The 13555-nt window shown below is 68.7% G+C and carries 10 protein-coding genes and 1 riboswitch; of the genes, 6 read left to right on the top strand and 4 right to left on the bottom strand.

Features of this window, described 5'->3' with window-relative positions; translation table 11 throughout:
* Positions 1-395 precede the first annotated feature (395 nt).
* On the top strand, positions 396-3617 hold the full coding sequence (gene lysX / locus AX669_RS01400) for a bifunctional lysylphosphatidylglycerol synthetase/lysine--tRNA ligase LysX (RefSeq protein ID WP_197418822.1): 3222 nt from the start codon (positions 396-398) through the stop codon (positions 3615-3617).
* A 148-nt stretch (positions 3618-3765) separates the two neighbouring features.
* On the top strand, positions 3766-5457 hold the full coding sequence (locus AX669_RS01395; protein WP_062256128.1) for an alpha/beta fold hydrolase: 1692 nt from the start codon (positions 3766-3768) through the stop codon (positions 5455-5457).
* A 104-nt stretch (positions 5458-5561) separates the two neighbouring features.
* Here the strand turns inward: AX669_RS01395 and AX669_RS01390 are convergent, their stop codons facing one another.
* Genes AX669_RS01390 through AX669_RS01380 form a run of 3 tightly spaced genes read right to left on the bottom strand, consistent with a single transcriptional unit; the run spans position 5562 to position 8304 of the window.
* The gene (locus AX669_RS01390) at positions 5562-6230 is read right to left on the bottom strand and encodes a methionine ABC transporter permease (RefSeq protein ID WP_006944079.1); all 669 of its coding nucleotides are present in this window, start codon (positions 6228-6230) and stop codon (positions 5562-5564) included.
* A complete protein-coding gene (locus AX669_RS01385; protein ID WP_197418821.1) occupies positions 6227-7300 on the bottom strand; it encodes a methionine ABC transporter ATP-binding protein in 1074 nt (357 codons plus the stop codon). Before AX669_RS01385 ends, AX669_RS01390 begins: the two co-directional genes overlap by 4 nt.
* Positions 7297-8304, bottom strand: coding sequence for a MetQ/NlpA family ABC transporter substrate-binding protein (locus tag AX669_RS01380; protein ID WP_197418820.1), 1008 nt, complete (start codon positions 8302-8304; stop codon positions 7297-7299). The genes AX669_RS01385 and AX669_RS01380 overlap by 4 nt, the downstream gene beginning before the upstream one ends.
* Positions 8305-8481: 177 nt before the next feature.
* Positions 8482-8593: riboswitch (SAM riboswitch) on the bottom strand.
* A 212-nt stretch (positions 8594-8805) separates the two neighbouring features.
* Here AX669_RS01380 and AX669_RS01375 point away from each other — a divergent pair.
* Positions 8806-9189, top strand: coding sequence for a neutral/alkaline non-lysosomal ceramidase C-terminal domain-containing protein (locus AX669_RS01375; protein ID WP_062256124.1), 384 nt, complete (start codon positions 8806-8808; stop codon positions 9187-9189).
* A 67-nt stretch (positions 9190-9256) separates the two neighbouring features.
* Here AX669_RS01375 and msrA read toward each other — a convergent pair whose 3' ends face one another.
* Positions 9257-9904 (bottom strand): peptide-methionine (S)-S-oxide reductase MsrA, encoded by a 648-nt coding sequence (gene msrA, locus AX669_RS01370; RefSeq protein ID WP_006944083.1) that lies wholly within the window; start codon positions 9902-9904, stop codon positions 9257-9259.
* 153 nt (positions 9905-10057) lie between these two features.
* Between msrA and AX669_RS01365 the strand changes: the two genes are divergently transcribed.
* From AX669_RS01365 to AX669_RS01355, 3 genes are all read left to right on the top strand, one after another.
* Positions 10058-11119: a GNAT family N-acetyltransferase gene (locus AX669_RS01365; protein ID WP_062256123.1), complete on the top strand. Its 1062-nt coding sequence runs from the start codon at positions 10058-10060 to the stop codon at positions 11117-11119.
* A complete protein-coding gene (locus AX669_RS01360; protein WP_062256121.1) occupies positions 11116-11910 on the top strand; it encodes a hypothetical protein in 795 nt (264 codons plus the stop codon). The genes AX669_RS01365 and AX669_RS01360 overlap by 4 nt, the downstream gene beginning before the upstream one ends.
* A gap of 73 nt (positions 11911-11983) precedes the next feature.
* Positions 11984-13555 (top strand): glycine--tRNA ligase subunit alpha (locus AX669_RS01355; RefSeq protein WP_197418823.1); only part of this gene is annotated, 1572 nt, incomplete at its 3' end.

The following is a 13555-nucleotide window of genomic DNA, read 5'->3' as shown; positions in this document are numbered from 1 at the left end:
AAAGACTGGGGTTGAGTAGTTCAAGACCATCACGCATTTCTACGTCCACCACAAAGCCGTGGCTACAAACCATGGCGTCCACCGTGAATCGTCGCCCGGGCGCACTCCACGGCCACATCAGGGATTCATTGGAACATCGGGGGATCTCCAGTGTTTCCTCACGTCCCGGGGCTAGTGTCGTGCCGTGGTGGAGACGGGGAACAAGAACGAGCGCCTCACGTCGTCGGTCGAGGCGTGCAATCGTTGGCGGGATCATGGGTGGCGGGACAAGGTCGCAACCTGGGCCGGCCGACTGCTCGTGCTGGCGGCGTTCGTCTCTCTCGCCGGAGTGTTCTTCCACCGCAGCGTGATCCTGCGCGTCGTCATGGACGTCCTTGGCTGGGTCAACATCCCGAGTGAGCCCTCCCTGTTCGCCGCCTGCATGGCTCTCGTCCTCGCAGGCGGTATCCGCCGTCGTTCTCGCAGGCGGTATCCGCCGTCGTTTCCGTCCGGCGCACACCGTCCTCGCCGTCGTCATGGGGCTTTCGGTGCTGGACTCGCTCGCCCGTCTCGTGTTCGCGCACCAGGTCACCCAGATGATCAACCGTCTCCACGTGCGTGGCGTCTATCGCGACTGGGCGCAGTTCCAGACGTCGCCGGGTGTGTCCGCAGCCATCCTGGCTCTGAGTGTCACGTCGTTCGTCGTCGTGCTCCTCGCGCGCCCCGCGTTCCGAGCGCGGTTCAGTTCCGGCTCGAAGGCGGCGGCACTCATCAGCCTCATCGGAGGTCTGTTCCTGTCGTTCGTCGTCGCGTTCTTGCTCACACTGTCGTTCCCGCGTGATCTCGACACCCTCGGGCAGAAGTTCGTCTGGTCGGTCCGCAGCACGTTCGGCGTCAGGACACCGCCGGCCAGCCCGGGTTTCGGAGGGCACCACGGGTACGAATGGACCTTCGTCGTCGCGAGCACGGTGTCGACCCTCGTCCTCATCTTCTCGCTGCTCGTCCTCTGGCGTTCGGGCCGCGGCTCCGGGCTCATCGACGCCGACGAGGAACTGCGCATCCGCCGTCTCCTGCTCGAGCACGGCGAGGACGACTCCCTGGGGTATTTCGCCACGCGTCGGGACAAGGCCGTCGTCTTCGCCCCCGACGGCCGCGCCGCCGTCACGTTCCGCAACGAGGGGAGCGTCAGCGTCGCGTCCGCCGACCCCATCGGGCGAGCTGAGTCCTGGGACGACGCCATCGCCGTGTGGCTCGGCCAGTGCCGCGAGCATGGGCTGTACCCCGCCGTCCTCTCCGCCAGCACGAGGGGAGCGCGCGCCTACGTCGAGGCGGGGCTCAAGGCGTGGTCGCTCGGTGACGAGGCCATCATCGACACCGACACCTTCTCCTTGCGCGGGCGCTCGATGCGTCCCGTCCGCCAGGCCGTCACCCGCGTCGAACGCTGCGGTTACACGACCCAGGTACGCCGCCACGACGAACTGGGCGACGACGAACTGGCCGAACTCTCGCGGCTCGCCGACGACTGGCGCGGCAACGAGACCGAGCGCGGATTTTCGATGGCCCTCAACAGGCTTGGTGACCGCGCGGACGGGCGCTGCGTCGTCATCACCGCCCACGACACCCGCGGCGCCGTGCGGGGGTTCCTGTCCTTCGTCCCGTGGGGCTCGCGGGGGCTGTCGCTCGACCTGATGCGCCGCGACCGTCAGGCCGAGAACGGCCTCAACGAGTTCATGGTCGCGCACCTCGCCGAAGCGGCACCCGCCCTGGGCATCCGGCGCATCTCGTTGAACTTCGCAGTCTTCCGCAACGTCTTCGCCGATGCGGACGAGGTAGGCGCTGGCCCCATCACCCGCGTCACGGACAAGGCGCTCTCGATCGCGTCGAAGTTCTGGCAACTGGAGACGCTCTACCGCTCGAACGACAAGTACCACCCCGAATGGGTGCCGCGCTTCCTCTGCTACGACGCCGAGCTCACCGTCCCTCGTGCCGGTTTCGCGATGGGTGTGGCCGAGGGTTTCGTCCCCCTCATCGGGCCGCGGTTGCTCGTCGGGCCCAAGCCGGCCGACCATCAGCCGCCGCGCCCCGAAGCCGTCTTCGTCGAGCGAGTCCAGGCCCTCGAGGCGGACGCACTCACCCCGCGGATGCCCGAGCCGCGCCGCAGCGAACAGCAGCGCGTGCGCCGCGAGAAGCTCGCCCGCATGGAGGCCGGCGGCGTCGAAGGCTACCCCGTCGCAGTGCCGCGCACCGCGCGCATCGAGGACGTCGTCACGGCGCACGGCCGGCTTCCCGCCGATCACCGCACGGGCGAGCGCGTCTCCGTCACGGGGCGGGTGCGGGCCCTGCGCGACTTCGGTGGCGTCAGCTTCGTCGTGCTCGACGAGGACGGCGCCCGCCTCCAGGCGATGGCGACGCGCGACGTCACCCCGGCCGAGCAGTACGATCACTGGCGACACTGGATCGACCTCGGGGACATCGTCTCGGTGACGGGCGAGATCGTCACGTCGAAGCACGCAGAGCTGTCCGTGCACGTCAGCGACTGGCAGATGGCGGCGAAGTGCCTGAGCCCGATCCCCGACCTGCACTCACCGTTCCGCGACCCCGACGCGCGCGTCCGCAACCGCTCGCTCGACCTCATCGTCAACCGTGATTCGATGGACATGCTGCTGCGCCGATCACGCGGTGTGCGGGCGTTCCGTGACGCGTTCGACGCACTCGGGTACACCGAGGTGGAGACGCCGATGCTGCAGGCGGTGCACGGTGGGGCGTCCGCGCGCCCGTTCAAGACTCACATCAATGCTTACGGCATGGACCTGTTCATGCGCATCGCTCCCGAGCTGTACCTGAAGCGGCTCGCCGTCGGCGGCATGCAGAAGGTGTTCGAGCTGAACCGCAACTTCCGCAACGAGGGCGCAGACGCGACCCACAACCCCGAGTTCACCTCGCTCGAGGCCTACGACGCCTACGGCGACTACCTGACGATGCGCGACCTGACGCGCGAGGTGCTCCTCGCCGTCGCGCGGGCCGTCAACGGTGGGGAGTTCGCCGAACGCCCCCGCCCCGACGGCACCATCGAGCGTGTCGACCTGTCGGGGCAGTGGCCGACGATCCCCGTGCACGAAGCCGTCTCCAGGGCCTGCGGGGTGTTGCTGACGTCGGCGTCGTCGCGGGACGAGGTGGCTGCGGTCTGCGCGGCGCACGGCGTCGACGCGCCGCGCGAGAAGAGTGCGGGTGAACTCGTCGTCGAGCTGTACGACGAACTCGTCGAGGGCCAGACCATGTTCCCGACGTTCTACATCGACTTTCCCGTCGAGACGTCACCGCTCACCCGCGCGCATCGCGGCGACCCCAGGCTGTCGGAGCGCTGGGACCTCGTCGCGTTCGGCGCCGAGATCGGCACCGCCTACTCGGAGCTCGTCGACCCGATCGAACAGCGAAAGCGCCTGACGGAGCAGTCCCTCAAGGCCGCGGCCGGTGACGTCGAGGCGATGTCGCTCGACGAGGCGTTCCTCAGCGCTCTCGAGTACGCGATGCCGCCGACGGGTGGGCTCGGCATCGGCGTCGACCGCTCCATCATGATGATGCTCGGTGCGCCGATCCGTGCGACGCTCGCGTTTCCGTTCGTGCGCCCTCAGGGTTGATCACCCTTGTCGAGCGACATGCCCAGTGTGACGAACTTTACACAAAGGTTACACAGGGGAGACACACAGCGCATTCCAAGGGGCATGATCGAACACGGCGCCACACGCTCGTGGACGCGCGGTTCACCAGGCCATCCAGGGAGTACGCATGAAGAAGACCATCGGCGCCGTGGGCGCTGCGTTCAGCCTGCTGGGCGTCGGGCTGTCGGCCCCCGTCACGGCGGCGAGTTCCGTTCCCGCTCAGGGCGCGACGCCCACTGCGGACGCCTCCTCGTCCTACACCCCGCCGCCGGTCACCTGGGGTACCTGCGCGAACGCGCGCCTGAGCAAGGCCGGCGCCCAGTGCGGATTCGTCGAGGTGCCCCTCGACTACGCCAAGCCCAAGGGCGAGAAGATCAAGATCGCCGTCTCCCGCATCAAGCACAAGACGAGCGACGCCAAGAAGCAGGGCATCATGCTCGTCAACCCAGGTGGCCCGGGCGGCTCCGGTCTGACGCTGTCGCGCCTCGGCGGCGCCGTGCGCAACAAGGGCGGCGACCCGTACGACTGGATCGGCTTCGACCCGCGCGGCGTGGGCTCCAGCGTCCCGACCCTGGCCTGCGACGGCAACTACTTCGGCTACAACCGCCCTGACTACCGGGTGACGAAGGCCGGCACGTCGCAGGCCTGGCTGAAGAGGTCGGCCGCCTACTCCGCGTCGTGCTCCAAGGCTGCCGGTGCGAAGCTCATGCCGCACATGAAGACGATCGACAACGTGCGCGACATGGACTCGATCCGCAAGGCGCTCGGTGAGAAGCAGATCAACTTCTACGGCTTCAGCTACGGCACGTACCTCGGCCAGGTCTACGCCACGATGTTCCCGAAGCAGACGCGTCGCATGGTCATGGACGGTGTCGTCGACCCGCGCGACGTCTGGTACGACGCGAACCTCAACCAGGACATCGCGTTCGACAAGAACATGGACGTCTTCTTCGACTGGGTCGCGGGCAACGACGCGACGTACCACCTCGGCACGAGCGGCAAGGCCATCAAGAAGCAGTGGTATTCGATGCGCGACAAGCTCGCGAAGAAGCCCGCAAACGGCAAGATCGGACCTGACGAGTGGACCGACGCCTACCTCAACGCCGGTTACTACGTCTTCGGCTGGGAGGACGACGGCGCCGCCCTGGCCGCTGCGCTGCAGAAGGGTGACTTCGGCCCGACGACCGCGCTGTACGACGACGCCAACGGCTCCGGGCCGGGCTCGGACAACAGCTACGCGGTCTACCTCGGCACGCAGTGCACCGACGTCAAGTGGTCGAACGTGTGGAGCAAGTGGCTCTCGGACAACTCGAAGGTCGACAAGAAGGCGCCCTTCGAGACGTGGGCGAACGCCATGTTCAACCTCCCGTGCACGAGCTGGCCGGTCAAGTCGACGAACGCGCAGGCCATGAAGATCGACGGTTCGAAGGTCGGGCCGGTGCTCCTCATCGCCGAGACCCACGACGGTGCGACGCCGTTCCCGGGCGCGCTCGAGGTGCGCAAGCGCTTCCCGAAGAGCGCTCTCATCGAGGGCGTCGGTGGAACGACGCACTCCGGTTCGCTCAATGGCATCGCCTGCACGGACGACAAGATCTCCGCCTACCTCCTCACCGGCGCGATGCCCGCGCGGACGGGTGGACCGGGCCACGCCGACGTCGAGTGCGACCCCGTGCCCCAGCCGGAGCCCGGCCCCGCCAACGAGGTGACGGACAGCGCGTCCAGCACGAAGAAGAAGCACCACCACGTCCAGCAGCGTGAGGGCATGCAGGCCGACCTGCGCTCGAGCCTGCAGAAGGTCGCCACCGTCGGCGCTCGCTGACGCACGGCTGGTCTGACGCGTCCTGACGGCGAAGGGCCGCGATCATCCTCTCCGGATGGTCACGGCCCTTCGTCATGCTCGCGCCGAGCGGCGCGAAGGGTGTGTCAGTGACGCAGCGCCTTGCGGGCCAGAGCGTTGCCGATGAACTGGGCGATCTGAACGAAGACGATGATGACGACGACGGCGGCCCACGTCACGGCCCAGTCGTAGCGGCGGTAACCGTAGGACAGGGCGAAGTCACCGATGCCGCCGCCGCCCATGGCGCCGACGACGGCCGTCATGTCGATGACCGCGACGAGCGCGAACGTGTAGCCGAGGATCAGCGGCGCCAGCGCCTCGGGGATGAGCACGGTGCGAATGATGCGCCACGGACTCGCCCCCATCGCCTGCGCCGCCTCGATGACGCCGGGGTCGACGCTCACGAGGTTCTGCTCGACGATGCGGCTGATGCCGAAGGTCGAGGCGATCGTCAGCGGGAAGATCATCGACTTCGCACCGATCGTCGAGCCCGTGACGGCGAGCGTCAACGGCCCGAGAGCGGCGGCGAAGATGATGAACGGGATCGGTCGGATGATGTTGACGAGGACGTTGAGCACCGTGTGCAGAACTCGGTTCTCGAGGATGCCGCCGCGTCGTGTGGTGTTGAGCAGCACGCCGAGGGCGAGGCCGAGCAGGCCGCCCATGATGATCGTCGCGCCGACCATGAGCAGCGTCTCGCCCACCGCGGTGACGATCGTGGGGCGCAGCGCCTCCCAATCGGTTGCGGGCATCATGCGGCGACCTCCTCGACGTCGGCGGCGAGACGCAGTTCGTCGAGCACGGTGGTGACGGCGCCGTCGTCGCCGCGCAGGGCGAGCGTCAACGTCGTCAGGGTGTCGTCCTTGAGCGGTGTGAGGCCGCCGTGCACGATCTCCGGTTCGACGCCGTGTGCGGACATGCGGGCCAGGACACGGCCGAACTCGCGCGGGTCGTGAACCGTCAGCGTCGCGAGGTGCCCGTCGTGGGCAGCGCGCAGCCGGGCGCTCTCGCGTGCGTCGGGCACGTTCCGCAGGGTGGCGTCGACGAGGCGGCGCGTCGCGTCCGCCTTCGGCGCGCCGAGGACGTCGACGGTGCGCCCGGACTCGACGATGCGGCCGGCCTCGAGGACGACGACGTCGTCGGCGAGTTCGCGCACGACGTCCATCTCGTGGGTGATGACGACGATCGTCACGCCGAGCTCGTCGTTGACGCGGCGCAGCAGCGCGAGGACGTCCTTCGTCGTGTCGGGGTCGAGCGCGGACGTGGACTCGTCGGCGAGCAGGATCTCCGGGTTCGTCGCGAGCGCACGGGCGATGCCGACGCGCTGCTTCTGCCCGCCGGAGAGCTCGTCGGGGTAGGCCCACGCCTTCTCGGTGAGCCCGACGAAGCTGAGCAGCTCGGTGATGCGCGCCTCCTGGCGCGCCTTGTCCCAGTCGGCGACCTCGAGGGGGTAGGCGACGTTGGCGTACACCGTGCGCGAGCGGATGAGGTTGAACTGCTGGAACACCATGCCGATGCGACCGCGCAGCTCGCGCACCTGCTTCGCGGACAGCGACGCGAGGTCGACGCCGTCGATCTCGACGTGGCCGCGCGTCGGCGTCTCCAGGCCGTTGATGAGACGTACGAGGGTGCTCTTACCTGCGCCGGAGAAACCGATGACGGCGACGATGCGTCCGCGCTCCACCTGCGTCGTGATGCCGTCGAGAGCCGTCACCCGGCTCTTGCCGCGGGTGAACGTCTTGCCGACGTCGTGGAAGGCGACGGCGGGCGGGGTGGCACTCGCCGGCGCGGCGGCCTTCGTCAGTGTGGGGGAGGGGCCCGTCACTTCGATCCCTTCGCCTTGATCTGGGCCTCGAGGTTCGCGAGGATGCCCTGCACCTCGGAGGCGGAGTTGTTCACGAGGACGCTCGTGCCCTTCGTGCGCTCCTCGATGAGCTTCTCGACGCTCGGGTCGTGGTAGGCCTTGACGAACTTGGCGTAGTCGGCGTTGTCCTTGTCCGCGGCGCGCGCGACGACGACGTTGATGTACGGCTTCGACGAGGCCGCATGCGGGTCGTCCTTGAACAGGGCCTTGCTCGGGTCGAGCTTCGCGTCCGCGGCGAAGTTGTTGTTGACGATCGCGCCGTCGACGGACGGCAGCGCGGCCGCGGTCTGCTCGGCGTTGACCGCTGTGACGGTGACCTTCGAGGCGCCGGCGTCGATGTCGGCCGGGGTCGACAGCGAGGTGCCACCACCCTTGAGCTTCAGCAGTCCGGCGCTCTGCAGCAGCAGCAAGGCGCGCGCCTGGTTCGTCGGATCGTTGGGGATGGCGATCTTGCCGCCCTGGGGGAACTGGCCGACGCTCGTGTGCTTCTTCGAGTACAGCGCCAGCGGGACGATGTACGTCGCCCCGATGGGCGTGAGGTTCTGCTTCGCCTTGGTGTTGTAGTCGGCGAGGAATTGCAGGTGCTGGAACTGGTTGAGGTCGACCTGGCCCTCGGAGAGCGCGGGGTTGGCCTGGGTGTAATCAGAGAAGTTGACCGGTTCGATGTCGAGACCGTACTTGTCCTTGCCCACCTTGACGAGCTGGTTCCAGTACGGGTCCGACGCCTCCGTCGTGCCCACCTTGAGGTGGGTCAGCTTGTCGTCACTGCTCCCGCCGAGCACCTTGGCCCCGATGCCGGCGGCCAGCGCGACGACGAGGACGCCTGCGCCGATCGCAACGTACTTGCCGGTGTCGTTCTTCGGTTTCGGGGGCAGGGCGGTCGCGCCGTTCTCGGCGCTCGTGGCGTCATGCGTGGACGAGGTGGGCGTCGAGGTCTCGTCGGCGGGGGTGTGCTTGTCGGTCATGATCTCTCCTGGTGAGGCGGCAAGGATGCGAATGCGCGGGGCTGGCGCGGGTGCGCGGAGTCAGCGTGAAGGCGGGGCGCCGGGGTGGGGCGCGGTGCGCGGTGTCGTGCGGGGCATGCCTTTCGGGGCCTGGGCAGCGCAACGGAAGGCTCACGAGGATGCCGTCACGTTGGGTGCCGAGCGTGCTTGCCGCGTGGTCGACGCGGCCGGGTCATCACCTGGAGCACCCCGCCACGCGTGTGAGGGTTGCCGTCCGACCAGCCAGGGCTTTGCATCGGATCTCTTGACCAGCAGCGAGATTAGAGCCGCGCACGACAAAGCGTCAAGTTGTGGCACTGGAGATGAGACGTGGGCGAAGATTGTGACGTGCGACACGCGGCGTGGCTGATGCGGCGTCTTTCGCCGTCGAGGCTCGGGTGAGTGATTTCTTCACACAGCTTGGACGATCGTCTAGGTGGGTGATGAGTGTGACGTCGGCCACGCGCCGAGGGCCCCGGCGTCGTGTTCGACGACGCCCCACCCGGGCAGCACTTCGGTGACGTCCTGACTCAGCCGGACGCCACACGCTCGGCTGGTTCGAGCGTGCGGGCGGTCTTCCGCGGCGGCCACCCGAAGAATGACTTCCGCACGATGGGCACGTTCGTCAAGGTGCAGCGTCAGGTCGGCTCGTCGTGGGTCGACGTCCTCGACGACCACGACTGGGACACCTCGTACGTCTGGTCGCGCGAGGGCGTCTCGTACTCGCGATGCACCATGGAGCGGCGCATACGTCGCGGCACGCCCGCGAGCACGTATCGCCTCGTGCAGCAGGGCAGCTGGAAGAACGGCTGGAACGGCAAGGTCAGTGCCCATACCGGAACGAGCCGGGCCTTCCAGGTGCGCTGAGACGGCCGGTGCGCCGCGGTGGCCGGTTGATCGGCCGCCGGCTCAGCGGCCGCCGTGCATGTCGTCGTCAGCGTGGCGGGAGGACATCCGTCTGCGCGGGCAGGTCGGCGACGCCGACGGGGCACGTGACGCCCTTGAAGCCGTGGTTGCAGTAGCCGCCGGGGTGCTTGGACAGGTACTGCTGGTGGTACAGCTCCGCCGGCCAGAAGGGGCCCGCCTCGTCGGCCGGGCGCATCTCGGTCGTGATGGCGCCGCGGCCCGCGTCGTCGAGTGCCTCCTGGAAGAGCGCGGACGTCTCGCGGGCAGCGCGCTCCTGCTGCGGCGTCGTCCAGTAGATCGCCGAGCGGTATTGCGTGCCGACGTCGTTGCCCTGCCGGTTCGCGGTCGTCGGGTCGTGGTTCTCCCAGAACGCCTTGAGAAGCTCGCGTTCGGACACGCGCGACGGGTCGTAGGCCACCATGACCGTCTCGGTGTGGCCCGTGCCGCCGCCACAGACATCTTCGTACGTCGGCTCGGTGGCGTGGCCGCCCATGTACCCGACGGCCGTGGTGACGACGCCCGGAATCTTCCAGAAGATGCGTTCGGCGCCCCAGAAGCAGCCCATCGCGACGTACAGGGTCGCCGAGCCGTCGGGCAGTTCGGAGAACATCGGCACGTCGAGGACGTCGTGCAGGTCGCTCGCCTCGGGCGTTCGGGTGTGCTTTCGAGTGAACATGAGGTGCCTTTCCTCGGGTTCCGAGACAACACCGCCGGCGGTCGAGGCATTCCGGCCCGACCCTCCGCCGGCATGAACGGGTTGTCGCACGATCCAGGCGGACGCGCCGAAAAACCGGTTGCGTACGCAGCTGGTGCTGAGTGCAATGTCGCCATGCGCATTCGTCAGATCGGCCCGTCCGACCCGCTGTTCGACGCCTGGGCGCAGGTGTTCATGACGGTGGGCCACGAGCAGTGGGGCAAGCACACGATCGCCTACCCCGCCGACGAGCTGCGCGCCATGTGGGGCAAGGAATCCGAGACGCGTCATGCGTTCGTCGCCGTCGAGGGGGAAGCCTCGTGCGACGACGACGCCGTTGGGGGAGCAGCCGACATACAGGATGATGGCGTGGACACAGCAGCTGGCGTCGTCGGTGCCGCCGAGCTCGTCCTGCCGCGCCGCGACAACACCCACCTCGCGTTTCTCCACCTCGACGTGCCGGCTCCCGCGCGACGACGGGGTGTCGGCTCGGCGCTGCTCTCAGCCGCGGAGGAGATCATGCAGGACGAGGGACGTACGACGGTCCTCGTCGAGACGCAGACGCCCGTCGGCCAGCCTGACGCCGCAGGCGCCTTCCTCGCTGCCCGCGGGTTCGCCCAGGCCCAGACGTGCGTGCGCAACGCTCAGCGTCTGCCGGTCAGCGACGCCGTCGCCGCACAGATGCGTGCCGCCCTCGCGTTCGACGACGAGTATGTCGTCGAGACGGCCGTCGACGACCTCCCGTCGCAGTGGCTCGAGGAGCGGGCCCGTCTCGGAGCGATGATGTCGACCGACACCCCGCTCGGTGACGTTGCGATCGAACCGGAGACGTGGGATGCCGCGCGGGTGCGCGAGCTGTTCGACACCGCACGCGCTCAGGGCCGACGCGTCGTCGAGGCCGTGGCGTGGCACCGACCGACCGGGCAGATGGCCGCGTTCACGCACGTCAGCGTTCCCGCGGAGACGCCTTGGATCGCCTACCAGGACGACACCCTCGTCGAGGCCGCGCACCGTGGGCACCGGCTCGGCTACCGGGTCAAGGCTGCGGTGTCGCTGCTGCTGCCGCAGGTCGCGCCGGGCGTCGAGGTGCAGCGCACCTGGAACGACGAGACGAACACCCACGTGCTGCGGATCAACTCCGAGCTCGGCTACGAACGCGAGGGCACGATGATCGAATGGCAGAAGAGGCTTGCATGAGCCCGTCCGAGGCGCCCGTACGCGAGGTGCTCGGCATCGAGGTGACGCACGAGCAGCTGCTCCAGTGGCGCGCGTGGACGATGCCGGTCGAGCAGCCGTTCGTCGTGCCCCGCAGCGTCGCGCACGACCTCGGCCTGCGCGACGAGCCCGAGCGGGTGACGTTCGAGCTCAAGGACACGTTCCTGCTGTACGGCGTGGACGACCAAGCCATCTGCTGGCTCGATCGCGCGGCGGCGCGCGCCTTGCCGGCGTCTCTGAGGCGAGCGCAACCCACGCGTCACCTCTGGCGTAGCGGTGACGACGCGTCGGCCATCGCGCGCGACCTCGAGCGCGTCGTGGCATACGTCGTCGAGGGGCGGCGCGCGAGTCGTCATCGCGAGATCACCCAGCGGGCCTGGGCCGATATCGACGCCGTGCTGCCAGGCGCCCGTGAGATCGCGGGGACGTTCCCGCGCGCCAGCGGGCCCAACTGCTTCGGTGCCGTTCTCACCGCGGCCGGCGTGGACGGCGCACGTGAGGAGTGGATGCAGCGCGAGCCGATCGAGGCGTGGCTGCGAGAGCGGACGCGGTTGCTGCCGCGTCATGACACCGACGGCGGCCTTGGTGTCGTCCATGTCTGGCGCAACCCTGACGGCCTGATCGACCACGCGGCCGTCAGCCTGGGTGGTGGCTACGCGCTCCACAAGCCGTCGTGCGGATGGATGTCGCCGACCAAGGTGCTGACGACGCGGGAACTCATGGCGAGCGCCCGCGTTCCCGGGCGGCGCGTGCGCCGTCATCGTCTGCTGTGACGTCGTGATCGGGACGAATGGGCGGGGCGCGTGCGCACTCGGTAACCTGGGGCGCGTGACCGACGTGCTGACGATGCAAGATGCCCTGTTGACGCTGCAGAAGTACTGGACCGACCGCGGATGCATGGTCGTGCAGCCCTACAACACCGAGGTCGGTGCGGGGACGATGAACCCCAACACCGTCATGCGCGTGCTCGGGCCCGAGCCGTGGCACGTCGCGTACGTCGAGCCCTCCGTGCGCCCGGATGACAGCCGCTACGGCGAGAACCCGAACCGGCTGCAGACGCACACGCAGTTCCAGGTCATCCTCAAGCCCGACCCGGGCAACCCGCAGGAGCTCTACCTCGGCTCGCTCGAGGCGCTCGGCATCGACCTCGACGCGCACGACGTGCGCTTCGTCGAGGACAACTGGCAGCAGCCCGCCATCGGCGCGTGGGGCCTGGGTTGGGAGGTCTGGCTCGACGGCATGGAGGTCACGCAGTTCACATACTTCCAGCAGGTCGTCGGGCAGAACCTCGAGCCTGTCGCCGTCGAGCTGACGTACGGCATGGAGCGCATCCTCATGGCGCTTCAGGGCGTCACGCACTTCAAGGACATGGCGTACGCCGAGGGCATCAGCTACGGCGAGGTGTTCGCGCAGAACGAGTACGAGATGTCGCGCTACTACCTCGACGACGCCGACGTCGACGCGGCCCGCGCGTTCTTCAAGGAGTACACCGACGAGGCTCAGCGCCTCATCGACGCGCGCCTGCCGGTGCCGGCGTGGACGTACGTGCTCAAGAGCTCGCACGCGTTCAACATCCTCGACAGCCGCGGCGCCGTCTCCACGACGGAGCGTGCGCGCTCGTTCTCCCTCATGCGCCGCCTCGCTCGCGAGACCGGTGCACTGTGGAGCGAGCGTCGCGCCGAACTCGGTCACCCGCTGCTCAAGGGCGACGCGGCGACCTCACGCGTGCGTGAGCTGGCGGAGGCGGCCGCGTCGGCGCCCAACATCACCCAGCCCGTCGAGAAGCCCGAGCCGGCGCCCACCGCAGCCGAACTCGGCGACGCGCGGCAGACGTTCGCGTTCGAGATCGGCGTCGAGGAGATGCCGCCGCACGTGCTCGACGCGACGATTCCCGCCGTGCGCGAGGCCGTCACGTCGGCGCTCGCCAGCACCCGCCTCGAGCACGGCGACGTCGCCGTCGTCGGCACGCCGCGCCGCATCGTCGTCACCGTGCCCGGGGTCAGCGCGCACGAGCCGGACTCCGAGACCCTCGCGAAGGGCCCGAAGGTCGCGGCCGCCTACAAGGACGGCGCGCCGACGAAGGCCCTCGAGGGCTTCGCGCGCGGCAAGGGCGTCTCCGTCGACGACGTCGTCACCGCCGAGTTCGACGGTGCCCAGCACGTCGCCGTCAAGCAGACGCAGACGGGGCGCGGTGTGCTCGAGGTGCTCGGGGAGATCGTCGCCGACGTCGTCTCCGGCCTACGCAGCGACAAGAACATGAAGTGGAACGACCCGCAGCTGACGTTCAGCCGCCCGATCCGCTGGGTCGTCGCGCTGTGGGGCAAGCACGTCGTCCCCGCGACGGTGGGCTCACTCACCACGGGCCGCACGACGTACGTCGCGCGCACCGCAGCGCAGCCGCACGTCGACGTCGCCGCT

Source organism: Dermacoccus sp. CCH2-D9, from assembly GCF_001556795.1.
GTDB lineage: Bacteria > Actinomycetota > Actinomycetes > Actinomycetales > Dermatophilaceae > Dermacoccus > Dermacoccus nishinomiyaensis.
The sequence above is the reverse complement of the archived record's forward strand: the minus strand, read 5'-3'. Positions and strand labels throughout refer to the sequence as shown.